This is a genomic window from Mycobacterium sp. Root135 (genome assembly GCF_001426545.1).
GTDB lineage: Bacteria > Actinomycetota > Actinomycetes > Mycobacteriales > Mycobacteriaceae > Mycobacterium.
Genome location: NZ_LMEZ01000001.1, coordinates 594,898 through 621,071, shown reverse-complemented (window position 1 = coordinate 621,071; position 26,174 = coordinate 594,898). Strand labels below are relative to the sequence as shown.

22 protein-coding genes and 3 pseudogenes are annotated in these 26,174 nt (G+C 68.1%); 15 read left to right on the top strand and 10 right to left on the bottom strand.

The annotated features are described in order from the left end of the window. Together hisF and hisI are read left to right on the top strand one after the other, a co-directional pair. Entirely contained in the window at nt 1-774 is a 774-nt protein-coding gene (gene hisF, locus ASD37_RS03045) for an imidazole glycerol phosphate synthase subunit HisF (protein WP_056547888.1), read from the top strand. A gap of 28 nt (nt 775-802) precedes the next feature. Beyond that, complete coding sequence (gene hisI, locus ASD37_RS03040) at nt 803-1,150, top strand: phosphoribosyl-AMP cyclohydrolase (RefSeq protein ID WP_056547885.1); 348 nt, start codon at nt 803-805, stop codon at nt 1,148-1,150. Here the strand turns inward: hisI and ASD37_RS03035 are convergent. The 3 genes from ASD37_RS03035 to ASD37_RS03025 are packed head-to-tail and all read right to left on the bottom strand — an operon-like array spanning nt 1,147 to nt 3,028. Further along, the gene (locus ASD37_RS03035; RefSeq protein WP_056549734.1) at nt 1,147-1,773 is read right to left on the bottom strand and encodes a flavin reductase family protein; all 627 of its coding nucleotides are present in this window, start codon (nt 1,771-1,773) and stop codon (nt 1,147-1,149) included. The genes hisI and ASD37_RS03035 overlap by 4 nt on opposite strands. Before the next feature lie 5 nt (nt 1,774-1,778). After that, on the bottom strand, nt 1,779-2,576 hold the full coding sequence (locus tag ASD37_RS03030; protein ID WP_056547882.1) for an ABC transporter ATP-binding protein: 798 nt from the start codon (nt 2,574-2,576) through the stop codon (nt 1,779-1,781). Further along, the gene (locus tag ASD37_RS03025; protein ID WP_056547878.1) at nt 2,573-3,028 is read right to left on the bottom strand and encodes a peroxiredoxin; all 456 of its coding nucleotides are present in this window, start codon (nt 3,026-3,028) and stop codon (nt 2,573-2,575) included. The genes ASD37_RS03030 and ASD37_RS03025 overlap by 4 nt, the downstream gene beginning before the upstream one ends. A 51-nt stretch (nt 3,029-3,079) precedes the next feature. On the opposite strand from ASD37_RS03025, the gene ASD37_RS03020 reads away from it, so the two are divergent. The 7 genes and pseudogenes from ASD37_RS03020 to ASD37_RS32120 all read left to right on the top strand — a co-directional run. Next, entirely contained in the window at nt 3,080-4,621 is a 1,542-nt protein-coding gene (locus ASD37_RS03020; RefSeq protein WP_056547875.1) for an anthranilate synthase component I, read from the top strand. Further along, on the top strand, nt 4,618-5,217 hold the full coding sequence (locus tag ASD37_RS03015; RefSeq protein ID WP_056547873.1) for a TIGR02234 family membrane protein: 600 nt from the start codon (nt 4,618-4,620) through the stop codon (nt 5,215-5,217). Before ASD37_RS03020 ends, ASD37_RS03015 begins: the two co-directional genes overlap by 4 nt. A gap of 83 nt (nt 5,218-5,300) precedes the next feature. Continuing rightward, nucleotides 5,301-6,119, top strand: a complete 819-nt coding sequence (gene trpC, locus ASD37_RS03010) for an indole-3-glycerol phosphate synthase TrpC (protein ID WP_056547871.1) — start codon at nt 5,301-5,303, stop codon at nt 6,117-6,119. 4 nt (nt 6,120-6,123) lie between these two features. Beyond that, nucleotides 6,124-7,392, top strand: coding sequence for a tryptophan synthase subunit beta (trpB, locus tag ASD37_RS03005; protein WP_056547868.1), 1,269 nt, complete (start codon nt 6,124-6,126; stop codon nt 7,390-7,392). Next, nucleotides 7,389-8,183 (top strand): tryptophan synthase subunit alpha, encoded by a 795-nt coding sequence (trpA, locus tag ASD37_RS03000; protein ID WP_162253220.1) that lies wholly within the window; start codon nt 7,389-7,391, stop codon nt 8,181-8,183. Before trpB ends, trpA begins: the two co-directional genes overlap by 4 nt. Next, nucleotides 8,180-9,675 (top strand): annotated as a pseudogene (lgt, locus tag ASD37_RS32125) (prolipoprotein diacylglyceryl transferase); the annotation flags it as partial. The gene trpA and the pseudogene lgt, both read left to right, overlap by 4 nt. A 1-nt stretch (nt 9,676) precedes the next feature. Then, a pseudogene (locus ASD37_RS32120) lies at nt 9,677-10,573 on the top strand (hypothetical protein); the annotation flags it as partial. Nucleotides 10,574-10,585: 12 nt separating this feature from the next. On the opposite strand, the gene ASD37_RS02990 reads toward ASD37_RS32120, so the two are convergent. Further along, nucleotides 10,586-11,293: an HNH endonuclease signature motif containing protein gene (locus ASD37_RS02990; protein WP_056547863.1), complete on the bottom strand. Its 708-nt coding sequence runs from the start codon at nt 11,291-11,293 to the stop codon at nt 10,586-10,588. Then, nucleotides 11,266-12,090 carry a DUF222 domain-containing protein gene (locus ASD37_RS02985; protein ID WP_056547857.1) on the bottom strand — a complete coding sequence of 275 codons (825 nt, stop codon included), beginning with the start codon at nt 12,088-12,090 and terminating at the stop codon, nt 11,266-11,268. Before ASD37_RS02985 ends, ASD37_RS02990 begins: the two co-directional genes overlap by 28 nt. A gap of 19 nt (nt 12,091-12,109) precedes the next feature. On the opposite strand from ASD37_RS02985, the gene ASD37_RS32115 reads away from it, so the two are divergent. Next, the gene (locus ASD37_RS32115; protein WP_056547853.1) at nt 12,110-12,358 is read left to right on the top strand and encodes a hypothetical protein; all 249 of its coding nucleotides are present in this window, start codon (nt 12,110-12,112) and stop codon (nt 12,356-12,358) included. Here the strand turns inward: ASD37_RS32115 and ASD37_RS32660 are convergent. Continuing rightward, nucleotides 12,314-12,487: pseudogene (locus ASD37_RS32660) on the bottom strand (DUF222 domain-containing protein); the annotation flags it as partial. The gene ASD37_RS32115 and the pseudogene ASD37_RS32660 sit on opposite strands and share 45 nt — an antisense overlap. A gap of 290 nt (nt 12,488-12,777) precedes the next feature. Here ASD37_RS32660 and ASD37_RS02975 point away from each other — a divergent pair. From ASD37_RS02975 to ASD37_RS02955, 5 genes are all read left to right on the top strand, one after another. Beyond that, nucleotides 12,778-13,191, top strand: a complete 414-nt coding sequence (locus tag ASD37_RS02975) for a DUF2752 domain-containing protein (protein ID WP_056547850.1) — start codon at nt 12,778-12,780, stop codon at nt 13,189-13,191. A gap of 82 nt (nt 13,192-13,273) precedes the next feature. Further along, complete coding sequence (gene gltB, locus ASD37_RS02970; RefSeq protein WP_056547846.1) at nt 13,274-17,830, top strand: glutamate synthase large subunit; 4,557 nt, start codon at nt 13,274-13,276, stop codon at nt 17,828-17,830. Further along, nucleotides 17,823-19,325 (top strand): glutamate synthase subunit beta, encoded by a 1,503-nt coding sequence (locus tag ASD37_RS02965; protein WP_056547843.1) that lies wholly within the window; start codon nt 17,823-17,825, stop codon nt 19,323-19,325. Before gltB ends, ASD37_RS02965 begins: the two co-directional genes overlap by 8 nt. A gap of 38 nt (nt 19,326-19,363) precedes the next feature. Beyond that, entirely contained in the window at nt 19,364-20,782 is a 1,419-nt protein-coding gene (gene pyk / locus ASD37_RS02960) for a pyruvate kinase (RefSeq protein ID WP_056547839.1), read from the top strand. Between the two features lie 21 nt (nt 20,783-20,803). Further along, the gene (locus ASD37_RS02955; RefSeq protein WP_056547836.1) at nt 20,804-21,673 is read left to right on the top strand and encodes an acyl-CoA thioesterase II; all 870 of its coding nucleotides are present in this window, start codon (nt 20,804-20,806) and stop codon (nt 21,671-21,673) included. On the opposite strand, the gene ASD37_RS02950 is transcribed toward ASD37_RS02955, so the two are convergent. From ASD37_RS02950 to cydB, 4 genes are read right to left on the bottom strand one after another with little or no spacing between them, the layout of a single operon-like run. Beyond that, nucleotides 21,642-22,037: a DUF4190 domain-containing protein gene (locus ASD37_RS02950; protein WP_056547832.1), complete on the bottom strand. Its 396-nt coding sequence runs from the start codon at nt 22,035-22,037 to the stop codon at nt 21,642-21,644. The two genes, ASD37_RS02955 and ASD37_RS02950, sit on opposite strands and share 32 nt — an antisense overlap. Beyond that, entirely contained in the window at nt 22,034-23,542 is a 1,509-nt protein-coding gene (locus ASD37_RS02945) for an ATP-binding cassette domain-containing protein (protein ID WP_056547830.1), read from the bottom strand. The genes ASD37_RS02950 and ASD37_RS02945 overlap by 4 nt, the downstream gene beginning before the upstream one ends. Then, nucleotides 23,529-25,127, bottom strand: a complete 1,599-nt coding sequence (cydD, locus tag ASD37_RS02940) for a thiol reductant ABC exporter subunit CydD (protein ID WP_056549730.1) — start codon at nt 25,125-25,127, stop codon at nt 23,529-23,531. The genes ASD37_RS02945 and cydD overlap by 14 nt, the downstream gene beginning before the upstream one ends. Continuing rightward, entirely contained in the window at nt 25,127-26,164 is a 1,038-nt protein-coding gene (gene cydB, locus ASD37_RS02935) for a cytochrome d ubiquinol oxidase subunit II (RefSeq protein ID WP_056547827.1), read from the bottom strand. The genes cydD and cydB overlap by 1 nt, the downstream gene beginning before the upstream one ends. Nucleotides 26,165-26,174: the final 10 nt, after the last annotated feature.

Here is a 26,174-nt window from a genome sequence, read left to right as displayed (position 1 = left end):
ATGGACGTCGCAGTTCGCGTCATCCCGTGCCTCGACGTCGACGCCGGTCGTGTCGTCAAGGGCGTCAACTTCGAAAACCTCAGGGATGCCGGTGATCCCGTCGAGCTCGCCGCGGTCTACGACGCCGAGGGTGCCGACGAGCTGACGTTTCTCGACGTCACGGCGTCGTCCGCCGGTCGGTCGACGATGCTCGACGTCGTCCGGCGCACGGCCGAGCAGGTGTTCATCCCGCTGACGGTGGGCGGCGGCGTGCGTTCCGTCGCCGACGTCGACGTGCTGCTGAGGGCCGGCGCGGACAAGGTGTCGGTCAACACCGCTGCCCTGGCGCGTCCGGAGTTGCTGGCCGAACTGTCCCGGCAGTTCGGGTCGCAGTGCATCGTGCTCTCCGTCGACGCCCGCACCGTTCCGCAGGGATCCGAGCCGACGCGGTCGGGCTGGGAGGTCACCACCCACGGCGGGCGGCGTGGCACCGGCGTCGACGCCGTCGAATGGGCCAGGCGCGGTGCCGAACTCGGTGTCGGCGAGATCCTGCTCAACTCGATGGACGCCGACGGGACCAAGGCGGGATTCGACCTTGCCATGCTGCGCGCGGTGCGAGCGGCGGTGTCCGTTCCGGTGATCGCCAGTGGCGGCGCGGGCGCGGTGGACCACTTCGCACCAGCGGTCGAGGCCGGCGCGGATGCGGTGTTGGCGGCCACCATCTTTCACTTCAAGGAGCTCACCATCGGCCAGGTGAAGGCGGCGATGGCGGCGGAAGGGATTGTGGTGCGATGAGCGCTTGCGCGAAGAGCAGAGGACACAGATGACTTTAAATGCCTCGATCGCCTCCCGGCTCAAGCGCGACGCCAACGGCCTGTTCGCGGCGGTGGCCCAGCAGCGGGGCACCGGTGAGGTGCTAATGGTGGCGTGGATGGACGACGACGCGCTGGCCAACACCCTGGCGACCCGCAAGGCGACCTACTATTCGCGCTCCCGCGGCGAGCAGTGGGTCAAGGGCGAGACGTCAGGCCACACCCAGTACGTGCACTCGGTGCGCCTCGACTGTGACGGCGACACCGTGCTGCTGGAGGTCGACCAGGTCGGCGCGGCGTGCCACACCGGCGAGCACACGTGTTTCGACGCCGACCAACTCCTGACTCCGGAGGGCTAGCCGCGATCGTCGGGGCGGGTCATGTGGAAGATCGTCTCGGGTGTGATCTCGGCGTAGGTGGTCGGTCCGCCGGCGCGCAGGATGGGATGTGCTGCCGCAGTGTCGTACACGCCGTCGACCAGCAGGTGCGTGTCGATGTGGACGGCGACGACCTGTCCGAGCACCAGCCAGGTGGGGATCGTCTCGTCGTCGAGAGTGCGTAGCTGAATCAGCTGCGTGAGTTTGCATTCGAAGTTGACCGGGCTCTCCAGTACGCGAGGCGGCGTCACACACGTCGACGGTACGGGCGTCAGACCGCTGTCCACGAACTCGTTCGAGGAGGCGGATTCCGAGGTCCGGTTCATCTGTTCGGCCAACGCGGCGGTGGCGAGGTTCCAGACGAATTCGCCGGTGGCGTCGACGTTGGTGACGGTGTCCTTCCACCCGATCGACGAGAACCCGATGATCGGTGGCCGGTAGCTGAACGCGTTGAAGAAGCTGTACGGCGCCAGATTGGGTACGCCGTCGGCACTTTGCGACGAGATCCACCCGATGGGCCGTGGCCCGATGATGGAGTTGAGGGGGTCGTGCGGCAGACCCGTTCCGTCTGCGACCCGGTAGTAGTGGGCGTCGTGTCCGGCCATCGGGGTCAGACCTCCATCCGAGTTGCCTTGGCCCGCGCGGTCCACCGGCCGTCGTGGTAGCCGACCTGAACGGGATGCGAGAACGCCGCCGTGACGTTCTCGGTGGTGACCGTCTCGAGCGCCGTCCCGCTGGCCACGGTTCGGCCCTCGGCGATCAGCAGTGCGTGGGTCGTCGTCGTGGGGAGCTCTTCGAGGTGATGGGTCACCAGGATCGACGCCACGTCGGGGTGCGCTTGGCCCAGCGAGTCCACCGTTTCCAACAGCTGCTCACGCGCGGCGACGTCCAGTCCGGTTGACGGCTCGTCGAGCAGCAGTAGCCGAGGGCCCGAGATCAGCGCCCGCGCAATCAAAGTCCGTCCCCGCTCACCCTGGGACAGGGTCGGCCAGGCGCCGTCGACGATGCGGGTCAGACCGACCGTCTCGACCATCGCGTCGGCGCGCTCCAGTTCGTCGGCGGTGGGCGTCCAGCGCAACGGCAGGTCGTTGGTTCCGGTGATCCCGGTCAGCACCACGTCGCGAACGGTTCGTGGGTGCTGCAGCCGGTGGCGCGGGTTGACGTGTCCGATGGAGCGTCGAAGCACGGCCAGATCGGTCCGTCCCATCTGCTCGCCGAGCACGCGGACGCTCCCGGAGCTGGGGAAGGTGATGGCGCCGCAAAAGCCCAGCAAGGTGCTCTTGCCCGCGCCGTTCGGACCGAGCAGCGCCCAATGCTCGCCTTCGTTGACGGTCAGCGAGATGCCGTCGATGATCTGCTTGCCGTCGCGGCGAAACGTCACATCGTCAAGTTGCAGAACGGGTTTCACCGGGAACGCAGCACCTCGAGCGCCTTGTCCGCATGGGTGTCCATGCTGACTTCGCTGGCGATCACCGCGAGGACGGTGCGGTCGGTGTCGATCACGAACGTTGTCCGCTTGACCGGCATCAACTTGCCGAGCAACCCACGCTTCACGCCGAACTGCGTCGCCACGGCACCGTCGGAGTCCGACAGCAGCGGGTAGTCGAACTTCTGCTCTTGCGCGAACTTCGCCTGCTTGTCGACGCCGTCGGTGGAGATCCCAACGCGATTCGCGCCGACCGAGGCGAATTCCGACGCCAGGTCACGGAAGTGGCACGCCTCCTTCGTGCAGCCCGGCGTCATCGCAGCCGGATAGAAGAACAGCACGATCGGACCGTCGGCCAACAGGCTGGTCAAACTGCGAACGGTGCCGGTTTGATCGGGAAGTTCGAACTCGGCAACCTCGTCACCACGCTTCATGGCCGCCTACGCTACGCCCGCGTCCTCGGAGCCGTCTGGGAGGATTGTCCCGTGCCCGTTCATGCCGACCTCGCCACCACCACCTCTCGCGAGGACTTCCGGGCGCTGGCCGCCGATCACCGCGTGGTCCCCGTGACCCGAAAGGTGCTGGCGGACAGCGAGACGCCGTTGTCCGCGTACCGCAAGCTCGCCGCCAACCGTCCAGGGACGTTCCTGCTGGAATCGGCCGAGAACGGCAGATCCTGGTCGCGGTGGTCGTTCATCGGCGCTGGCGCCCCGTCCGCCCTGACGGTGCGCGACGACCACGCGGTGTGGCTCGGCGTCACCCCGCAGGACGCTCCGACCGGCGGTGACCCGCTCGAGGCCCTTCGCGCCACCCTGGAGGTGCTCTCGAGGGCAGCGCTGCCGGGACTCCCGCCGCTGTCCAGCGGACTCGTCGGGTTCTTCGCCTACGACATGGTGCGGCGCCTGGAGCGGCTGCCCGCACTCGCCGTCGACGACTTGGCGCTTCCGGACATGCTGCTGCTGTTGGCCACCGACATCGCCGCCGTGGACCACCACGAGGGCACCATCACGCTGATCGCCAACGCCGTGAACTGGAACGGCACCGACGAGCGGGTCGACCAGGCCTACGACGACGCCGTGAAGCGGCTCGACGTGATGACCGCCGCCCTCGGCGAACCGTTGCCGTCGGCGGTGGCGACGTTCAGCAGGCCCGTGCCGCAGCACCGGGCGCAACGCACCGTCGAGGAGTACTCGGCCATCGTCGAGAAGCTCGTCGGCGAGATCGAGGCGGGGGAGGCGTTTCAGGTGGTGCCGTCGCAGCGCTTCGAGATGGACACCGCCGCCGATCCCATCGACGTCTACCGGATGCTGCGCGCGACGAACCCCAGCCCGTACATGTATCTGTTGAACGTCCCGAATGCCGATGGCGACCTGGACTTTTCGATCGTCGGCTCCAGCCCGGAGGCGCTGGTCACCGTCAAGGACGGCAAGGCGACGACGCACCCGATCGCAGGCACCCGCTGGCGGGGCGACACCGAGGAGGAGGACGTCCTGCTCGAGAAGGAGTTGCTGGCCGACGAGAAGGAGCGCGCCGAGCACCTGATGTTGGTCGATCTGGGCCGCAACGACCTTGGCCGGGTCTGTGTGCCCGGCACCGTCCGCGTCGAGGACTACAGCCACATCGAGCGGTACAGCCACGTGATGCACCTGGTGTCGACGGTGACGGGTCAGCTCGCCGACGGCAAGACCGCGCTCGACGCCGTGACGGCGTGCTTCCCGGCGGGGACGCTGTCCGGTGCGCCGAAGGTGCGGGCGATGGAGCTCATCGAGGAAGTCGAGAAGACCCGAAGGGGTCTGTACGGCGGCGTCGTCGGATACCTGGACTTCGCGGGCAACGCCGACTTCGCGATCGCCATCAGGACGGCGCTGATGCGCAACGGCACGGCATACGTCCAGGCCGGGGGAGGCGTGGTTGCCGACTCCAACGGGCCCTACGAGTTCAACGAAGCGGCCAGCAAGGCCCGTGCGGTGCTGAACGCGGTCGCAGCGGCGGAAACCCTCAAGACGCCATCCCTCAAGACGCCATGACGCGCGTCGCCCAGCTTCTCCTGGTCCTCTCGGCGTTGGCGCTGTGGGTGGCGTCGCGGATGTCGTGGGTCGACGTCACCTCGTTCGACGGTCTCGGTCAGCCGAAGTCGACGACGCTGAACGGTGCGACGTGGTCCACGGCCCTGGTGCCTCTGGCCCTGGTCGCCCTCGCCGCGGCGGTGGCCACCCTGGCGGTGCGCGGGTGGGTGCTGCGACTGGTCGGGGGCCTGGTCGCCGTCGCGACGGTCGGAATGGGGTACCTGGGCATCGGGCTGTGGGTGGTCCCCGACGTCGCGGTTCGAGCGGCCGAGTTGGCTCAGATCCCGATCACGGCGCTGATCGACACGGAACGCCACCATGCCGGCGCCGTCGTGACTCTGGTGGCCGCCGGGTGCGCGCTGGTTGGCGCCGTGCTGCTGGTGCGATCGGCGGCGCAGGCCAAGGCGGGCGCGAAGACTGGCAAGTACCTGGCACCGGCGGCCAAGCGTGAGGCCGCGCGGCAGGAAAGTCCCGAGGCCGAGATGTCGGAACGAATGATCTGGGATGCCCTCGACGAGGGTCGCGACCCGACGCTCAAGGACAACGAGGGGCGGTGACAGCCCGTGTGGCGCTGGCGACTACCCTTCGTGGAAGTGATTATCTGGGTACTTCCGGAGGGTGTGAAAGGGAGCGACGGCCTATGAGTACGGGGACCGTGCTGGACTCCATCATCGAGGGAGTTCGAGCCGATACAGCCGCACGCGAGGCCGTCGTCAGCTTCGTCGAGGTCAAGCAAAAAGCCAAGAACGCGCGCCCGGCGCTGGACGTCATGGCGGCGTTGCGTGCCGACGGAATCGGCGTGATCGCCGAGGTCAAGCGGGCCAGCCCGTCACGCGGTGCGCTCGCGAAGATCGCCGATCCCGCCGACTTGGCTCGTGCCTATCAGGATGGCGGAGCCAGGGTCATCAGCGTTCTGACCGAAGAGCGCCGGTTTCACGGCTCGCTCGACGATCTGGATGCCGTTCGTGCCGCGGTGACGATCCCGGTGCTGCGCAAGGACTTCATCGTCGGCCCGTACCAAATCCACGAGGCCCGCGCCCACGGCGCGGACATGCTGCTACTGATCGTCGCCGCACTCGAGCAGTCGGCGTTGGTGTCGATGATCGACCGCACCGAGTCGCTCGGCATGACCGCCCTGGTCGAGGTTCACACCGAGGAAGAGGCCGACCGCGCACTGCAGGCCGGTGCCCGCGTCATCGGAGTCAACGCTCGCGATCTGAAGACTCTCGAGGTTGACCGGGACTGCTTCGCGCGCATTGCGCCGGGCCTGCCGTCCAACATCATCCGCATCGCCGAGTCCGGCGTTCGTGGCACCGCGGATCTCCTCGCGTATGCCGGTGCCGGAGCTGACGCCGTTCTCGTCGGTGAGGGACTGGTCACCAGTGGTGACCCCCGCACCGCCGTCGCCGACCTCGTCACCGCGGGCACGCATCCGTCCTGCCCCAAACCGTCGCGCTGAGACAGTGGGAGATCTCGTAGGCCCAGAGCTGCCGCGTTCCAGCGCAGCCATTGCCGAACCATCGACGCACGATCCCGACGCCAAGGGCCACTTCGGCACCTACGGCGGACGTTTGGTCCCCGAAGCCCTCATGGCCGTCATCGAAGAGGTGACCGCGGCCTACGAGAAGGTCAGGACCGATCAGGCCTTCCTCGACGAACTCGACCGCTTGCAGCGCCACTACACCGGTCGGCCCTCACCGGTCTACGAGGCGAAGCGGCTCAGCGAGCACGCCGGCGGCGCTCGGATCTTCCTCAAGCGAGAAGACCTGAACCACACGGGTTCTCACAAGATCAACAACGCCCTCGGGCAGGGTCTGCTCGCCAAGCAGATGGGCAAGACCCGCATCATCGCCGAGACCGGCGCCGGCCAGCACGGTGTGGCCACCGCCACCGCGTGTGCGCTGCTCGGTTTGACGTGCGTGATCTACATGGGCTCGGTCGACGTCGCGCGCCAGGCGCTCAACGTCGCCCGGATGCGACTGCTGGGCGCCGAGGTCGTCTCGGTCGAATCCGGCTCGAAGTCGTTGAAGGACGCCATCAACGAGACCTTCCGCGACTGGGTCGCCCACGCCGACGACACGTACTACAGCTTCGGCACGGCGGCCGGCCCGCATCCGTTCCCGACCATGGTCCGCGACTTCCAGCGCGTGATCGGCATGGAGGCACGGGCCCAGATGTTGGATCAGGCGGGGCGCCTGCCCGACGCGGTCACGGCCTGCATCGGCGGCGGCTCGAACGCCATCGGCATCTTCCACGCCTTCATCGACGACCCCGATGTGCGACTGGTCGGCTACGAAGCTGCCGGCGACGGCGTCGAGACCGGTCGGCACGCAGCCACCTTCACGGGCGGCTCACCCGGTGCCTTCCAGGGCTCGTTCTCCTACCTGTTGCAGGACGAGGACGGTCAGACGATCGAATCTCATTCGATCTCAGCGGGTTTGGACTATCCCGGCGTCGGGCCCGAGCATGCTTACTTGAAGGACCTCGGGCGCGCGGTCTACCGCCCGATCACCGACACCCAGGCCATGGATGCGTTCGCGCTGCTATGCCGCACGGAGGGCATCATCCCGGCCATCGAATCCGCTCACGCCATCGCGGGCACCCTCGAACTCGGCCGTGAGCTGGGGCCTGGCGGTGTCATCCTGGTCAACCTGTCCGGCCGCGGTGACAAGGACGTGGCGACGGCAGCAAAGTGGTTCAGTCTGCTCGACGAGCAGGAGGCGGCGCTGTGACGGCCAAGGGCTTGTCCGACGTCTTCGCCGCCTGCCGAGCTGAAAACCGGTCCGCGCTCATCGGCTATCTGCCCACGGGCTTTCCCGACGTCGCCACCTCGATCTCGGCGATGACGGCGATGGTCGAATCGGGTTGCGACATCATCGAAGTCGGCGTCGCCTATTCCGATCCAGGGATGGACGGCCCCACCATCGCCGCCGCCACCGAGGTGGCCCTGCGCAACGGCGTGCGCGTCCGCGACGCCCTTGCCGCGGTCGAGGCGATCACCAACGCCGGTGGCAACGCCGTCGTCATGACGTACTGGAATCCCGTGCTGAAGTGGGGGGTCGAGGCGTTCGCCCGCGACCTCGCGTCCGCGGGCGGCCTCGGACTGATCACGCCCGACCTCATCCCCGACGAGGCCGACGAGTGGATTCAGGTGTCGGACCAACACGGTCTTGATCGCATCTTCCTGGTGGCGCCGTCGTCGACGCCGGAGCGTTTGGCTGCCACGACGTCTAAGTCACGCGGCTTCGTCTACGCCGCGTCGACGATGGGTGTCACGGGCGCGCGCGACGCGGTGTCCGATGCCGCGCCCGAGTTGGTGCAGCGTGTCCGCGAGGTGTCCGACATTCCCGTCGGCGTTGGGCTCGGGGTCCGTTCCCGTGAGCAGGCCGCCGAGATCGCCGCCTATGCCGACGGCGTGATCGTTGGCTCCGCGTTGGTGACGGCGCTGAATGACGGGCTTCCGGCGGTCCGGGCGTTGACCGAAGAACTCGCCGAGGGTGTGCGACAGAGGATTGCAGTGTGACGACGACCGTTCTGGCCTTCATTCCCAGTCCGTCGCAGGGGGTGTGGCACCTCTTCGGCGTGCTCCCCATTCGGGCGTATGCCCTCTGCATCATCACCGGCATCGTCGCGGCGCTGGTCATCGGCGACCGCCGGTGGGAGGCCCGCGGTGGTGAACGCGGAGTCATCTACGACGTTGCGTTGTGGGCGGTGCCGTTCGGCCTGATCGGTGGCCGGATGTACCACGTGATGACCGACTGGCCGAAGTACTTTGGTGCCGACGGCGCGGGATTCCTTGCGGCTCTGCGAATTTGGGATGGCGGCCTCGGCATCTGGGGTGCGGTGGCGCTCGGTGGTGTCGGTGCGTGGATTGCGTGCCGACGGCGGGGGATTCCCTTGCCTGCATTCGGCGACGCGGTTGCGCCGGGCATCATCCTGGCGCAGGCCATCGGCCGGCTTGGCAACTACTTCAACCAGGAGCTGTACGGTCGCGAAACGGATCTGCCGTGGGGTCTGACGATCTACGACCGGCTGGATCCGTCCGGTGTGATCAGCCCGCATTCGCTTGACGGTGTGTCGACTGGCCAGGTGTACGCCGTGGTCCATCCGACGTTCCTGTACGAACTGCTGTGGAATCTGCTGATCTTCGCGGTCCTGCTGTGGGCGGACCGCCGGTTCAAGCTGGGTCATGGTCGCCTGTTCGCGCTGTACGTCGCCGGCTATTGCGTCGGCCGATTCTGGGTCGAGCTGATGCGCAGCGACACGGCATCGCTCATCGCGGGCATCCGGGTGAACACCTTCACGTCGACGTTCGTGTTCATCGGTGCGGTTATCTACATCATGGTCGCGGCGAAGGGCCGGGAAGATCCGGCGCTCCTGCGAGGCAAGGACGCCGACCGCTCGGTGGTCGACGAGATCGGTGAGGAATTGGTGGCCGTCGCCGCCACGTCGGGTGTGGTCGCTGCGGCCAAGGTCGCGGGTGACGAGGACAAGGCCGAAGCGCTCGCCGAAGCCACTGCCGCTGACACGGCTGCCCCAGAGGACGGGCTCGGCTCGGTCGAGGGCGACGAAGTCGAAGCCGCCCATGCCGACGTCACCGAAGTCCACGATGCCGCCGTCGCAGGCACCGCATCCGCCGAAGCGACCGCCGCCGACACTGCAACCGAGTTCACCGGTGGCGCCGACACGGAATCCGAGGCGGCCGCGGAGGCGGAGGATCTGACGGAGCAAGTGGAGACGGCGTCCTCGGAGGACATCGCCGAGGCTGAAGCGTTTGCCGAGGCGGGCGCGGAGGCCGACGAGCACCGCGAAGCTGGCCTGGGGTCGGTGGAGGGTGACGAGGCGGTCGAAGCCGAACTCGGCGCTGTCGAAGCCCATGAGGCTGCCGTCGACGGAGCCGCATCCGCGGAAGCCGCGGCCGACACCGCTGCTGAGGATTCCACCGCGGCCCCCGAAGACGGACTTGGCTCGGTCGAGGGCGACGAAGTCGAAGCCGCACAAGCCGACGCCGCCGANGAGGCTGCCGTCGACGGAGCCGCATCCGCGGAAGCCGCGGCCGACACCGCTGCTGAGGATTCCACCGCGGCCCCCGAAGACGGACTTGGCTCGGTCGAGGGCGACGAAGTCGAAGCCGCCCAGGCAGACGCCGCCGAAGTGCACGACGCCGCCATCGACGGCACCGCATCCGCCGAAGCCGCCACTGACTCTGCCGCTCCCGAAGACGGCCTTGGCTCCGTCGAGGGCGACGAGGTCGATGCCGCCCAGGCAGACGCCGCCGAGGTCCACGATGCCGCCGTCGCAGGCACCGCATCCGCCGAAGCGACCGCCGCTGACACTGCAACCGAGTTCACCGGTGGTGCGGATACAGAGTCGGAGGCCGCCGCGGAGACGGAGGATCTGACGGAGCAGGTAGAGACGGCGTCCTCGGAGGACATCGCCGAGGCTGAAGCGTTCGCCGAGGCGGGCACGGAGGCCGACGAGCACCGCGAAGCCGGCCTGGGGTCGGTGGAGGGTGACGAGGCGGTCGAAGCCGAACTCGGCGCTGTCGAAGCCCATGAGGCTGCCGTCGACGGAGCCGCATCCGCGGAAGCCGCGGCCGACACCGCTGCTGAGGATTCCACCGCGGCCCCCGAAGACGGACTTGGCTCGGTCGAAGGCGACGAAGTCGAAGCCGCACAAGCCGACGCCGCCGAAGTTCACGACGCCGCCGTCGACGGAACAGCATCCGCGGAAGCCGCTACTGACTCTGCGGCCCCGGAAGACGGTCTGGGCTCAGTCGAAGGCGAYGAGCTCGARGCCGCACAAGCCGACGCCGCCGAAGTTCACGACGCCGCCGTTGAGGGCACTGCATCGGCGCAGGCCGCTGCAGTGAAGCCGAACACATCTCGCCGGCGTTGGTGGAAGCGAAACTAACCGTTCTTCGTCTTAGTACGGCGGGGGCGACTCAGGGGCCGGATAGTCAGCTTGAGCTTCGGCCTCATCGTTCTCGAGTTCGCACTCCTGCTGGTTGAGTTCGCGTTCGCGTTGGATTCGGTTGGCGCGGTCTTGGGCTCGGGTGGTCTTGCGGCGTGGCATGGTCAGCCCGCCGGTATGCGCCCTTGGAACTTTCAACGCGACCACCGATGCGGTGGGTTCGCTGAGTTCGGGAAAGAGCAGGCGGCTGCCCGGTGTGGTGACGTATCGCCGGTCGTCGGGTGCGGTCCAGATAACCGTGCCGTCGTCGAGTTGCTCGTCGCGCCAACCACTTTGGCCACCCCAGAACGTTTTGAGCAAGTGATGTCTTCGGCATAGGCACTTCAGGTTGGACGCCGCCGTGGGCCCGTAGGGCCACGGAATCGTATGGTCGACGTCGCTGTGGGTGGCGGGCACTTTGCAGCCGGGGAAGCGGCAGGTCATGTCGCGGCAGCGGACGAAGTCGGCCAGCTTCTTCGAGGATCGGTAGCGGGGTTCCGGTGGGGCCTGTCCGGGGTGCACGATCGGGGTGATCGTTGCCCCGATGGTGGCGCGGCAGGCGATGGCGCCGGGCAGGAACTGTCCACCCATCAGGGCGGCGGGCCGAAGGTTGGCGAGGCGGCCCGGGGTGGGGGTGAGGGCTTCGGTGAGTGTCAGTTCGCGTAGCGGCTTGGTGAACAATGCTGGGGGTTCGCCGTCGAGGGCGGTGCGCTCGTTGGCGGGGTCGGTGTGGATGTCCTCGCGCGACTCAGCTTGTGGCGCAGCGTCACTCGGGCGGTCGGCGCTGCCCGGAGGGCGGTGCGCTCGTTGGCGGGGTCGGTGTGGATGTCCTCGCGCGACTCAGCTTGTGGCGCAGCGTCACTCGGGCGGTCGGCGCTGCCCGGCACGACTTCTTCTGCGCCTTTGGGAGCATCGTCAGGCCCTTGACTGGCTGGCCCACCAGGCGGCGGCGGCGGTTGGGCGGGTGCTTCGGGTTCGCGGACGGTGTCCGCGCTCGCGATCACGTAGACCACCACCCCGGTGGAGGGCGGGTTCTCCCCGGCCGGGCAGTCATCGCTTTCGCAGAGGCAGGCCAGGCGGTCCGCCCCGTGGGATATGGCTCCGATGGCGTCGGCGCGGCGTTGGTCCTTGGTCCGGGGATCGGCAGGGCAGACCGTCTTGGCGATCGCGCTCAACCGCGCGTCGAAGGCCTTCGCGTCGGTGGCGAACAAAGTCGCAAACACCGTGGCCATTCCGCTCCCGTCGTCCTCCCCGACGTCCACCGACCGGCCCCGTGCGCGGGTCTCGGTGCGATGCACAGCGTGCGGGTCGACCTGAGCGACGAACGCGTCCACGGTCTTCTCCGCCGTCGCGACCGACATCGGTTCCCGGGTGCTCAGCGCCTCGGCCAACAACTTGTCCAACTCGTGCAGGGCGTCCGGGTCGACGACCAGGGCGCCCGCTGCCGTCGTCCTCCCCGACGTCGACGCTGCGGCCACGCGCGCGGGTTTCTGTCCGGTGCACAGCCTGCGGGTCGACCTGGGCGACGAACGCGTCCACGGTCTTCTCCGCCGTCGCGACCGACATCGGTTCCCGGGTGCTCAGCGCCTCGGCCAACAACTTGTCCAACTCGTGCAGGGCGTCCGGGTCGACGACCAGGGCGCCACGCTGCACCACGATCCGGACCAGTTGATAGGTGATGAGCCCTTCGGCGAACACCGCAGCGACCAGCGGGAAGCGCTCGTGCAGCGCGACGGCGATGAGTAGTTGGTTGGACGCGGCTCCGTGGGTGATGCGTTGTGCGGCGCCGATGTGGGCGGCGACGGCGTCCCAGGTGTCGGTGCACCACAGGTCCCGCTCATCCGCCCCGTCGGCGGCATGGGCGGTCTGGAACATGCGCGGCGAGCGCAGGCAGCGGACTCCACCCGCTGCCACGACTCCACCGCACTGGCACCCGAGGTACCGGCCGTGGAAGCCACCAATGAGTCGAACATGTATTCGAATTTACTCTCGGCGGCTAAGGTCCGCGCCGGGATTCTCGCCGTAGACCCCAATCTGGGGATGAATCACGGACTGTGCATAACTTTGGTGTCAACACCCGAAAATGTCAGGGCCAGATGCTAATCGGACACTGCGAAGCACCGGGGGTGACGGCAGGCACCGTAATCAGGCATGCTGGTTTGGCCATGCAACCTCGTGACACGACCCGACGAAGAATTCCGCCGTACGCCGCCGTCGGCAGCGCGGCGGCCCTCACCGGCGCGCTCGCCTACATCGGCCTGCGGGATCCGCATGCGTCGGGCTTCGGTTTCCCCGCGTGTCCGTTCCGTCTGCTCACCGGCTGGAACTGCCCCGGCTGCGGCGGCATTCGGATGACCCACGACGTTCTGCATGGCGACTTCGCCGCGGCGGTCACCGACAACGTCTTCATGCTCGTCGCTCTTCCACTGCTCGCACTATGGCTGGTTCTGCGCTGGCGGAGCGGCCGAAAGTTGATGCCTACCGCGGCCGTGATCGTCGTTGTCCTCACCGGCGTGGCCTGGACGATCATCCGCAACCTGCCCGGGTTCCCGCTGGTCCCGACGTTTATTGGCGGGTAGGTTCGCAGCGCCGCTGATACACTCGCCGCCGAGGGCCGTCGCAGTCCCTGTCTGATGTTTCCGGACTGCGGAGGTGTTGCGAGTGTTGTTCTCGGCGTTGCCAAAAGCACAGGGTCTCTACGATCCGGAGAACGAGGCCGATTCCTGCGGCGTAGCGATGGTCACCGACATCAAGGGCCGCCGGTCGCATTCGATCGTCGCCGACGGATTGACCGCCTTGGAGCACCTCGAACACCGTGGCGCCGCTGGCGCCGAACCCAACAGCGGGGACGGCGCGGGAATCCTTCTGCAACTGCCCGTTGAGCTCTTCGCCGAGGTCGTCGACTTCGACCTTCCGGCGCCAAACAAGCAGGGCGCCAACACCTTTGCCACGGGAATCTGCTTCCTCCCGCAAGATCCCGCTGTCCGCGACGCCGAACGGCATCGCATCGAGTCGATCGCCGTCGACGAGGGACTGGAAGTCCTTGGCTGGCGCACGGTTCCGGTCGACCCCGAGGGCGCCGACATCGGTGTGACGGCCCTGGGATGCATGCCCTTCATGGCGCAGCTGTTCCTCGCCGCACCCGAGCGCAACGGCAGCAGGCCCGGCGGCGTCGACCTGGACCGCCGCGTGTACCCGGTTCGCAAACTCGCCGAACAGGGGGAGGTGTACTTCGCCTCGCTCTCCAGCCGCACCATTGCCTACAAGGGCATGCTCACGACGATGCAACTGCCGCAGTTCTTTTCGGATCTGCGCGACGAACGCTGCATGAGTGCGATCGCCATCGTGCACAGCCGCTTCTCGACCAACACGTTCCCGTCCTGGCCGCTCGCGCACCCCTTCCGGTTCGTCGCCCACAACGGTGAGATCAACACCGTCCGCGGCAACCGCAACCGCATGCACGCCCGGGAGGCGATGCTGGCAAGCGCCCAAATCCCCGGCGACCTCGCACGGCTGTCCCCGATCTGCACGGCCGAGGCCTCGGATTCGGCGTCCTTCGACCAGGTCCTCGAACTGCTGCACCTCGGCGGCCGCAGCCTGCCGCATGCCGTCCTGATGATGATCCCCGAGGCGTGGGAGAACAACGTCGACATGGACCCGGCGCGGCGAGCGTTCTGGCAGTTTCACGCCTCCCTGATGGAGCCGTGGGACGGGCCGGCCTGCGTGACCTTCACCGACGGCACCGTCGTCGGTGCAGTGTTGGACCGCAACGGTTTACGCCCCGGCCGGTGGTGGCGAACCCTGGACGACCGAATCATCCTGGCCAGCGAGAGCGGCGTGCTGGACGTCCCGTCATCTCAGATCGTGGCGAGGGGACGGCTCGAGCCCGGCAAGATGTTCCTGATCGACACCGACGCCGGACGCATCGTGTCCGACGACGAGATCAAGCAGGGGCTGTCAGCTGCGGAGCCCTACGACGAGTGGCTGCATTCGGGCCTGTTGGATCTCGCGACGCTTCCGGCACGGCTGCGGGTACAGCCCAACCACGATTCGGTGGTCAGGCGGCAGATCTCCTTCGGCTACACCGAGGAGGAGCTGCGGATCTTGCTCACGCCGATGGCGGCCTCGGGCACAGAACCGTTGGGTTCCATGGGAACCGACACGCCGGCCGCGGTGCTCTCGCAGCGCTCCCGGCTGCTCTACGACTACTTCGTCGAGCTCTTCGCCCAGGTGACCAACCCGCCGCTGGACGCCATCCGCGAGGCGATCGTCACCTCGATGTCGCGGGTGATGGGACCCGAGCACAACCTTCTCGAGCCGACGGCGGCGTCCTGCCGTCAGATCGGGCTGAAGTGGCCCGTCTTGGACAACGACGAACTCAACAAGATCGTCCACATCAACGCCGACGGCGAGCAGCCGGGCCTCAAGACGAAGGTCCTTCGCGCGCTCTATGACGTCGAGCGAGGCGGTGAAGGGCTGGCCGACGCCCTCGAGGACCTGCGCGTGAGAGCCTGCGAGGCCATCAAGAAGGGCTACCGGTCGCTCGTCATCTCCGACCGGGACTCCGACCACACCAAGGCGCCGATCCCGTCGCTGCTCGCGGTGTCGGCGGTGCACCACCACCTGGTCCGCACCAAGGAGCGCACGACCGTCGCCCTGGTGGTCGAAAGCGGCGACGCCCGCGAGGTTCACCACATCGCCATGCTGATCGGTTTCGGTGCGGCCGCGGTGAATCCGTACCTGGCCTTCGAATCCATCGAGGACCTGATCCGGGAGGGCGAGCTCACCGGCGTCGAGCCGACGACGGCTGTCCGCAACTACCTCAAGGCGCTCGGCAAGGGCGTGATGAAGGTGATGAGCAAGATGGGCATCTCGACCGTCGCGTCCTACACGGGTGCGCAGGCGTTCGAGGCGATCGGCCTGAACCGCGACGTGATCGACGAGTACCTCACCGGAACCCCGAGTCAGCTTGGCGGCGTTGGCCTCGACGTCATCGCAGAAGAGGTGAAACTGCGCCACCGCAGGGCCTATCCCGAGAACCCCACCGAGCGCGTTCACCGTCGACTCGAGGTGGGTGGCGAGTACGCGTTCCGCAGGGAGGGAGAGCTACACCTCTTCACCCCCGAAGTCGTCTTCCTGCTTCAGCATTCGACGCGGACGGGCAAGCACGAGGTCTTCCGGCAGTACTCCGACGAGGTCGATCGGCTGGCGCGCGACGGTGGTGCGTTGCGTGGCCTGTTCCAGTTCACGACGGGACTTCGCGAGCCGGTGCCGCTCGACGAGGTGGAGTCCGTCGAGTCGATCGTCACCCGCTTCAACACCGGTGCGATGAGTTACGGCTCGATCTCCGCCGAGGCCCACGAGACGATGGCGATCGCCATGAACGCGCTCGGCGGCCGGTCGAACAGTGGCGAGGGCGGCGAAGATCGAGACCGGCTCTACGATCCTCGGCGGCGCAGTGCGGTCAAGCAGGTCGCCTCCGGCCGCTTCGGCGTGACCAGCGACTACCTGGTCAACGCCACAGACATCCAGATCAAGATGGCCCAGGGCGCCAAACCCGGTGAGGGTGGGCAACTTCCGGGCTACAAGGTGTACCCGAACATCGCCAAGACCCGCCATTCGACGCCGGGTGTCGGACTGATTTCGCCCCCGCCGCACCACGACATCTACTCGATCGAGGACCTGGCCCAGCTCATCCACGATTTGAAGAACGCCAATTCGCAAGCGCGGATTCACGTCAAGCTCGTCAGCTCGGTCGGCGTGGGCACTGTCGCCGCAGGGGTGTCCAAGGCGCACGCCGACGTCGTGCTGATCTCCGGGTACGACGGTGGCACCGGCGCCGCGCCCCTGACGTCGCTCAAACACGCGGGCGCACCATGGGAGATCGGGCTGGCCGACACTCAGCAGACGCTGGTCCTGAACGGGTTGAGAGACCGGATCACCGTGCAGTGTGACGGCGGAATGCGCACCGCGCGCGACGTCATGGTGGCGATGTTGCTCGGCGCCGAGGAGTACGGCTTTGCGACGGCGCCGTTGGTGGTGGCGGGGTGCATCATGATGCGCGTCTGCCACCTCGACACGTGCCCCGTCGGGGTGGCGACGCAGAACCCCGAACTGCGGGCCCGGTTCAACGGCAAGCCCGAGTTCGTCGAGAACTTCTTCCGGTTCATCGCCGAGGACATCCGAAAGTATCTGGCGGAGCTCGGGTTCCGCAGCGTCGACGAAGCCGTCGGGCGGGCCGAGACCCTGGACACCGCACCGGGGATCGCACACTGGAAGAGTCAGGGCCTCGACCTGACGCCGATCTTCGCGGTGCCTACCGACGCGCACGGGGCGAAGTTGACGCAGCGGCGCAAGGTCCGCGATCAGGACCACGCCCTGGAACATGCCCTCGACCAGACCATCATCGCGCTGGCCGAGGGGGCGCTCGAGGACGCTCATCCCGTGCGGCTCGAGCTCCCGATTCGCAACGTCAACCGCACGGTGGGCACCCTTCTCGGTTCCGAGGTGACCCGGCGCTACGGAGCCCAGGGGCTTCCCGAGGACACCATTCACATCACGCTCACCGGATCGGCGGGCCAGTCGATCGGGGCCTTCCTGCCGCCTGGCATCACGCTCGACCTGATCGGTGACGCCAACGACTACGTGGGCAAGGGGCTTTCGGGCGGTCGTGTCGTCGTCGGGCCCGACGACGACGTGTTGTTCCTGCCCGAGGACAACGTGATCGCAGGCAACACCCTGCTCTTCGGTGCGACGTCGGGTGAGGTGTTCCTCCGTGGCCGGGTCGGGGAACGCTTCTGCGCGAGGAACTCCGGCGCGCTGGCCGTGGTCGAGGGCGTCGGCGACCACGCGTGTGAGTACATGACCGGTGGACGCGTCGTGGTGCTTGGCCCGACGGGCCGCAACATGGCGGCGGGCATGTCGGGCGGCATCGCATACGTGCTTGGGCTGAGCCCCGCGAAGATCAACCCCGACATGGTGCTGCTGCAACGCCTCGAAGCCGAGGACCTGGCGTGGCTGCACGGCGTCGTCATGCGGCACGAGGGCTACACCGGCAGCACGGTCGCGCGGTCACTGTTGTCCGATTGGCCAAGGCGCAGCGGTCAATTCACCAAGATCATGCCCACCGACTACGAGAAGGTGCGGTTCGCCACCCGAATGGCCAAGGCGGAGGGACGCGACGTGAACACCGCGATCATGGAGGCGACGCGTGGCTGATCCCACCGGCTTCCTGAAGGTGGCCAAGATCGAGGCGGCCAAGCGGCCGGTCGACGAGCGGGTCGGCGACTGGCGCGAGGTCTACGAACGCCAGGATCCGCACCAGCGCGCCGGCGAGGTCTCGCAGCAGGCTCGACGCTGCATGGACTGCGGAATCCCGTTCTGCCACTCCGGATCTGCCGGCTGCCCGCTTGGCAATCTGATTCCGGAGTGGAACGACCTGGTTCGGCGCGGCCGCTGGGACGCCGCCAGCGACCGCCTCCACGCGACCAACAACTTCCCCGAGTTCACCGGCCGGCTGTGCCCCGCGCCGTGCGAGTCGGCGTGCGTGCTGTCGATCGCCGAAGACCAGACCGGCGGTGCGGTGACGATCAAGCGCATCGAGCAGTCGATCGTGGACCAGGCGTGGATGGACGGCACCATCGAGCCGCAACCGGCGGCCATCTCGACCGGCAAGGGGGTCGCCGTCGTCGGCTCCGGACCAGCGGGACTGGCTGCGGCCCAACAACTCACCCGCGCGGGCCACAACGTCACGGTGTACGAACGCGACGATCGCATCGGGGGTTTGCTGCGCTACGGCATCCCCGAGTACAAGCTGGAGAAGTCGGGGCTCGACCAGAGATTGGCGCAGATGCGTGCCGAGGGAACGCGTTTCGTCACCGACTGCGAGGTCGGGGTCGACCTGTCCGTGGAACGGCTGCGACGCCAACACGACGCGGTGGTGCTGGCCGTCGGCGCGTTGCGTTCGCGGGACAATCGGGTCGAGGGCCGTGAGCTCGACGGCGTGCACCTCGCGATGGAACACCTGGTGCCCGCGAACAGGGAGTGCGAGGGCGACGGACCGTCGCCCATCTCCGCGGCGGGCAAGCACGTCGTCATCATCGGCGGGGGAGACACCGGAGCCGACTGCCTTGGCACGGCTCACCGGCAGGGTGCGGCGTCGGTCACGCAGTTGGACTACAACGCGGAGCCCCCCGAGCAACGCGACTACACCCGCTCGCCGTGGCCGACGTGGCCGTTGGTGCTGCGGACCTCGCCCGCGCACGCCGAGGGCGGCGCACGCCGGTACGAGGTCGCGGTTCAGCGGTTCGTCGGCGACGACCAGGGCCGCCTCAAGACGATGGTGATCGCGGAGGTCAAGGTCGAACGCGACGCCGCCGGCCGGCGCCAGATCACCCCGGTGGGCGCCGAGATCGAGCTGCCGTGCGAGCTCGCGCTGCTGGCGATCGGGTTCGAAGGAGTCGAGCACATGGCGCTGCTCGACGAGCTCGGCCTGCAGCTCAACGGCCGCGGCGCGCTGTCCTGCGGGTCGGACTGGCAGACCGACGCGCCGGGGGTCTTCGTGTGCGGGGACGCCCACCGCGGCGCGTCCCTGATCGTGTGGGCGATCGCCGAGGGACGCAGCGCGGCGCACGCCGTCGACGCATTCCTGATGGGCGAGTCGGATCTTCCGGCCCCGGTCAGGCCCGGTGCGATCCCGCTTGCCGCCGTCTGAATCGTCTTCTGAATCGATCACGACTATATTGAGTCAACGTGACTAGACGCGGAAAGATCGTCTGTACGTTGGGCCCGGCTTCCTCCTCGGAGGAGCAGATCAAGGCGCTCGTCGAGGTAGGCATGGATGTCGCCAGGCTGAATTTCAGCCACGGTGACCATGCCGACCACGAAATCGCCTACAAACGGGTTCGCGCAGCCTCCGACTCGACGGGGCGGGCGGTCGGCATCATGGCCGACCTGCAGGGACCCAAGATCCGGCTCGGCCGGTTCGCCGACGGACCCACGGTCTGGGTGGCCGGGGAGACGGTGCGGATCACCGTCGACGAGGTCGAGGGCACCCACGATCGGGTGTCGACCACCTACAAGGAGCTGGCCAAGGACGCGGTGGCCGGTGACCGGCTGCTCGTCGACGACGGCAACATCGGCCTGACCGTCAGCCACATCGACGGCAACGACGTCGTCTGCATCGTCACCGAGGGTGGCAAGGTCAGCAACAACAAGGGGCTCTCCCTGCCAGGGATGAACGTGTCGGTCCCGGCGATGTCGGAGAAGGACATCGAAGACCTCAAGTTCGCCATGGCCCTCGGCGTCGACCTGGTTGCGCTGTCGTTCGTGCGTTCACCGGCCGACATCGAGCTGGTCCACGAGATCATGGACGAGATGGGCCGGCGTGTGCCCGTCATCGCCAAGTTGGAGAAGCCGGAGGCGATCGAGAACCTCGAGGCCATCGTGTTGGCGTTCGACGCGATCATGGTCGCCCGCGGTGACCTCGGCGTCGAGTTGCCGCTGGAGGAAGTGCCACTGGTGCAGAAGCGCGTCATCCAGATGGCCCGTGAGAACGCCAAGCCCGTCATCGTCGCCACCCAGATGCTCGAGTCGATGATCGAGAACTCGCGGCCCACGCGCGCCGAGGCGTCCGACGTGGCGAACGCCGTGCTGGACGGTACCGACGCGGTGATGCTCTCCGGCGAGACGTCGGTCGGCAAGTACCCGCTCGAGGCCGTGAAGACGATGGCCCGCATCATCACCGCGGTCGAGGAGAACTCGACGGCCGCACCGCCGCTGCACCACGTGCCGCGGACCAAGCGGGGAGTCATCTCCTACGCCGCCCGCGACATCGGCGAGCGGTTGGACGCCAAGGCGCTCGTCGCGTTCACCCAGTCCGGTGACACCCTCAAGCGGCTCGCCCGGCTGCACACCCCGCTGCCGTTGCTGGCGTTCACGCCGCTTCCCGAGGTTCGCAGCCAGCTCGCGCTGACCTGGGGCACCGAGACGTTCATCGTCCCGCACATCCAGACCACCGACGGCATGATCCGCCAGGTCGACGAGTCCCTGTTGGCGCTGGGCCGTTACAAGCGTGGCGACCTCGTCATCATCGTGGCTGGTGCCCCTCCCGGCACAGTAGGCTCGACCAACATGATTCACGTCCACCGAATCGGCGAGGACGACCACTAGCAGTTGGAGGAACGGCCAGCAGTGACTTCCGATCTCGAAGAGCTGCTGGCCGTTCTGGATCTGAACCGCGTCGACGACGATCTGTTCACCGGTTCACACCCCAGCAAGAACCCGATCCGGACGTTCGGTGGCCAGATGATGGCGCAAGCCTTCGTCGCGGCGAGCCGGACGCTGAAACACGATCTGCCGCCGAGCGCACTGTCGGTCCACTTCATCGCCGGTGGCGACCCGGAGCGGGACCTCGAGTTCCACGTCGTGCGCCTGCGCGACGAGCGTCGGTTCGCCAACCGCCGGGTCGACGTTCGGCAGGGTGACGTGCTGTTGGCGTCGGCCCTGGTGTCGCATCTGGCCGGTGGCCGCGGCCTCGAGCACGGAGTCGTGGCACCGGAGGTTCCCGAGCCGCTGTCGGTGCCGAGCATCGAGGACCTGCTGGTCGGCTTCGAGGAGACGGTCCCACTGTTCGTGGCGGCGCTGAAGCCAATCGAATGGCGCTATACCAACGATCCCGCGTGGGTGATGCGGGGCAAGGGCGAGCAGCTCGCCCACAACAGGGTGTGGCTGACGGCGAGGGGTCCGATGCCCGACGACCCGGTGATCCACGCCGCTGCCCTGGTCTATTCGTCGGACACCACGGTGCTGGACTCCATCATCACCACGCACGGATTGTCGTGGGGCTTCGACCGCATCTTCGCGGTCACGATGAACCATTCGGTGTGGTTTCACCGTCCGGTGCGCTTCGACGAGTGGGTGCTGTACTCGACGACGTCACCCGTGGCAGCGGAGTCCCGTGGGCTCGGCAACGGCCACTTCTTCGACCGCGACGGCCAAGTCCTGGCCACCGTGGTTCAGGAGGGGATCGTCAAGTACTTCCCCGGGTCGGCTTCGGACTGACGTCGAAGCGTTCCTGAATCTCGTTGAGCCACTTGTCCGTACAGGCCTTGGCGGCCACCTGGTCGTTGCCTGCCTTGGCCACGCAGTCCATGTAGTCGGCGCCGCCGGCGTCGCGCCACGCGAACACCCAGACGACGGCAAACGCCACCGAGGCGACGGCCGCCACCACGCCGAGCGCCATTCCCGCCGCCGCGACAGCACCGTTGTCGGCCTCGTTGCGTTTCGCGCGACCGCGGCCGACAACGCCGAGGATGACGGCGATCACACCGCAGGCGATGCCGCCGACGACCGACCAGCACAGGACAACGCCGGCGACCGCGACGGCGAGCGCAGCGGTGCCTGTTCCGTTTCTGGGGCCCGTCATGTCTGCCGAGGGTAGAGCACCGGGCAGGCCACACCGCGGGGCAGGTGATGTGTGGCGACGACGACGGTGCGGCTGGGGCCGAAGAGCCCGTCGGGTGCCAGCAGTTCGCGCAGGAGCCGGTCGGCGTCGGCGGCGTCGAGGTGTTCGGTCGGCTCGTCGAGCAGGATGACGGGCAGATCGCAGACGAGGGCGCGGGCGAGCAGCAGGCGTCGTCGTTGCCCGGCGGAGACCGCCGCCGCCCCGCCTGTGAGGATCGTGGCCAACCCGTCGGGAAGTCCGTCCACCCAGTCACCCAAGCCGACGGCGCACAGTGCCGCATGCAGCTCCTCGTCGGTCGCGTCGCCGCGGGCCACCAGCAGGTTGTCGCGGACGGTGGTGTCGAACAGATGCGCGTCCTCGGGGAAGAAGCCTGCGGTGAAGGGGTTTTGGTGTTCGGCGGCGATCGCCATCAGGGTCGTCGTCTTCCCGCTGCCACTGTCGCCGACGACGGCGACCCGGTCACCCGCCCCAAGGTTGGGCGGGTGAAGGACGGGTCGGGTCCTGGCTGTTGGGTCGGGGGCGGTGAGGTCGAGGAGGCGGGCGGCCGCGATGCGGGCCCTGGTGAGTTGGACGGCGGCCGCGGGAAGCGCCGAGGTGGCCTCGAACGCCGAGAGGGGTAGCAGGACCAGGATCGCCAGCGTGGTGGGCGCCACCTGGGGTGCGAGGGTGATCGCGACGAGAACGGCGCCGAGCACGCTGACCGCCGTCGCCGCGGTGGGGGCTGCCGCGCCGAAGGCTGCGGGCAATGCCGCGCGGTCGGCGGCGGCTCCCCATTCCCGTTGCCTGCGAGAGGCGTCGCCGACGACCTCGTCGAGGCGGCCGGCCACCCGAAGTTCCGGGGCGTGGTCGACGGCCAGCGTCGTCGCGGTGTCTCGTCCCGAATGGTGTTGGACGGCAACATGTTCGGAAGAGGTGGCGGCCCTGGCGGACAGCCACGGCGCGACGACGCCGGCCACCAACAGGCAGGCCAGCAGCACGGCGGCGACGGTCGGTGAGATGAGCGCGACGGCGACGACGGAGGCCCCCGACAAAATCGTGGCCACCGCTATCGGGAGCACGGCGCGGACGAGGACGTCGGACAGTTCGTCGACCGAGTCGCCGACGCGGGAGGCGATGTCTCCCTCCGGAAGTCGCATCACGGTGTCGGCGGGCCCGTGGGCCAAGGCGCGGTACAGCCCGGCGCGGGCGGTGCCGGCGGCCCGCAGCGCCGTGTCGTGGGACGCAAGTCGTTCGCAGTAGCCGAGGACGCCGCGGGAGATGCCGAGGGCTCGCACGGCGACGACCGCGATGGACAGGTCCAGAATCGGCGGCATCTGCCAGGCCCTGGCGATGAGCCACGCAGAGACGCCGGCGAGTGCCAGTGCACTGCCGAGGGCCAGCACGCCGAACGTTACGGCCAGCGCCAGGCGTGGAAGGCGGGGGCGCAGGAGTGCGAACCCAGCGAGCAGCGGGTCACGCGACGGCATGGGTCTCGCCTCCGACGGTGACGAGGTAGTCGCCGATTTCACGGACGGCGTCGCGGTGGCCGACCACCAGCACGGCGGCGCCGTCGTGTGCGACGTCGCGGATCGACTGCAGGACGAATCGCTCGCGCTCCTCGTCGAGATGGGCAGTCGGTTCGTCGAGGAGGAGGATCGGACGGCGGGCACCGAACGCGCGGGCCAGGCCGAGTCTTTGACGCTGACCCAGCGACAACCCGGCGCCGTCGCGGCCGATCACGGTGGCCAGACCCTGTGGCAATGAGGCGACGACGTCGTCGAAACCGGCTCTGCGGCAGGCGTCGTCGACGTCGGAGATCGGCCCGAAGAGTTCGAGGTTCTCGAGCACGGTGCCGGGGATCAGCGCCGGCCGTTGCGGCAGCCAGGCGACGAGGTTCCACCATTGCCGTGGGTCGAGATCGGTGACGTCGTCGTCGCCGACCAACACGTGACCCGACGTCGGCGCGACGAGACCCAGGATGGCGTGCAGTGCGGTGGACTTGCCCGCGCCGTTCGGTCCGGTCAGGACCGTGACCGAACCCGGGACGACGTCGGCCGACAACCGGTGTGGCGCATCGCCGTTCCTCGCGGCCACGCTGACGTCCCGAAGGTGGATCGTGGTGCCCGTCGGCGAGCGCACTCCCTGGGGCCGGGTCACGGCGCCCTCGAGAAGCTCGGCGGCCTTCGCCTTGGCCGTCCGCCCGTCCTGTGCGGCGTGAAACTCCGCGCCGACGCGGCGCAACGGCCAGAAGACTTCCGGTGCGAGCAGCAGCACCGTCAGCCCCGCGGCGAGCTCGACTTCGCCGTAGACCAGCCGCAACCCGACGCTGACGGCGACCAGTGCCACGCCGAGCGTGGCGATCAGTTCCAGCACCAGCGACGACAGGAAGGTGATGCGCAGTGTTGCCATGGTCGAGCGGCGATGCGCTTCGGCCAGTTCGGAGATGCGGTGCTCGGGGCCGTCGGCACGGCCCAGTGCCCGCAGGGTCGGGATGCCGGTGATGAGGTCGAGCAGCCGGGAGTGCAGGACGGTCATCGCCGTCATGGCCGCCGAGGAGCGTTCGGCGGTGACCAGACCGATCAGCACCATGAACAACGGAACCAGCGGAAGCGCGATCAGGACGACGAAGGCCGCCTGTAGGTCGTACCAGGCCATCGTCACCACCGCGGCGGGAGTGAGGATGGCTGCCTGGACCAAAGCCGGCAGGTAGCGGGTGTAGTAGGGGCGCAACGCGTCGAGGCCCCGGGTGGTCAGGGCTACTGCGTCGTCGTGTCGCGCCGCCAGCTCGCGCGGTGGAAGCGCGGTGACGAAGGCGAGGACTTCACGGTTGAGGTCGGCGATCGCCTCGGTGGCGCCGCGTTGACTGACTCGGGCCTGCGCCCACTGCGCGCCCGCACGAATGGTCCAGAGCGCCAACAGAATCCACAGGGACGCCGACCAGTGGTTCAGAGTGCGGGTGTTCGGGTCGGTGATCAGACCTGCCAGCACATGGGCCAGGACCACCGCGCCGGCGATGGCCGAGCCGGTGATGACCACTCCGCAGCTCGTCGTCGCCACGAGGTGGCGGTGCATCATTTGGGACTCAAGCCGATCGACGCCGGGATCCGGTCGGCGGAGATGCGTTGGCGGAACACCCAGTACGTCCACGCCTGGTAGCCGATCACCAGCGGAGCGAAGATCAGGGCCGCCCAGGACATGACGGTCAGGGTGTACGGCGAGGACGAGGCGTTGTGGACGTCGAGGCTCCACGCCGGGTTCAGCGTGGAGGGCACCAGGTTCGGGTAGAGCGAGCCGAACAGCAGCACTACCGCCGCGACGACGACGGTCGCCGTGCACGCGAAGGCCCAGCCGTCACCCCCGCGGCTCCACACCAGCATGACGGCGGTGATCTGTGCGACGAGGGCGACGCCCAACACCAGCCAGGTCCAGTCCTTGCCGTAGAACAGCTGGGTCCACGCGCCAAACACCCCGACCACCAGGGTGACGGGCAGCGCCAACCGGGCGGCGAAGAACACCGCGTCGTCGCGCACCGCACCCTCGGTCTTGAGGGCGACGAAGACGGCACCGTGGAACGCGAACAGCCCAGCGGTGGCAAGCCCGCCGAGAAGCGCGAACGGGTTGAGCAGATCGGTGACGGACAGCTCGATCTGCTTGTCCGCGTTGACCGGAAGCCCGTGCACAAGCAGGGCGAACGTGACACCCCACAGCACGGCGGGCACCCAGGAGCCGACGGCGATCGCGACGTCGGCCCACGTGCGCCACTTGGGATCGTCGACCTTGCCGCGCCACTCGATGGCACAGACGCGGACGATCATCGACACCAGGATGGCCAGCAACGGCAGGTACAGGCCCGAGAACACCGTCGCGTACATCTCCGGGAACGCCGCGAACATGGCCCCGCCCGCGGTGATCAGCCAGACCTCGTTGCCGTCCCAGACCGGGCCGATGGTGTTGAGCACTGCGCGCCGGTGCGGCTCACCAAGGCCCTCGGGAGCGCGGCGCGCGAAGAACTGCATCAGCATTCCGACGCCGAAGTCGAAGCCCTCGAGCAAAAGGAATCCGACGAACAGTGCCGCCAGGGCGATGAACCAGAAGTCCTGCAGTTCCATGTCGGCCTCT

Bases quoted from the DNA above. Each gene is read 5' to 3' on its own strand.
- hisF (WP_056547888.1), top strand. From the start codon at position 1: ATGGACGTCGCAGTTCGCGTCATCCCGTGCCTCGACGTCGACGCCGGT.
- hisI (WP_056547885.1), top strand. From the start codon at position 803: ATGACTTTAAATGCCTCGATCGCCTCCCGGCTCAAGCGCGACGCCAAC.
- ASD37_RS03035 (WP_056549734.1), bottom strand. From the start codon at position 1,773: ATGGCCGGACACGACGCCCACTACTACCGGGTCGCAGACGGAACGGGT.
- ASD37_RS03025 (WP_056547878.1), bottom strand. From the start codon at position 3,028: ATGAAGCGTGGTGACGAGGTTGCCGAGTTCGAACTTCCCGATCAAACC.
- ASD37_RS03015 (WP_056547873.1), top strand. From the start codon at position 4,618: ATGACGCGCGTCGCCCAGCTTCTCCTGGTCCTCTCGGCGTTGGCGCTG.
- trpC (WP_056547871.1), top strand. From the start codon at position 5,301: ATGAGTACGGGGACCGTGCTGGACTCCATCATCGAGGGAGTTCGAGCC.
- ASD37_RS02975 (WP_056547850.1), top strand. From the start codon at position 12,778: ATGCAACCTCGTGACACGACCCGACGAAGAATTCCGCCGTACGCCGCC.
- ASD37_RS02950 (WP_056547832.1), bottom strand. From the start codon at position 22,037: ATGACGGGCCCCAGAAACGGAACAGGCACCGCTGCGCTCGCCGTCGCG.
- ASD37_RS02945 (WP_056547830.1), bottom strand. From the start codon at position 23,542: ATGCCGTCGCGTGACCCGCTGCTCGCTGGGTTCGCACTCCTGCGCCCC.
- cydD (WP_056549730.1), bottom strand. From the start codon at position 25,127: ATGCACCGCCACCTCGTGGCGACGACGAGCTGCGGAGTGGTCATCACC.
- cydB (WP_056547827.1), bottom strand. From the start codon at position 26,164: ATGGAACTGCAGGACTTCTGGTTCATCGCCCTGGCGGCACTGTTCGTC.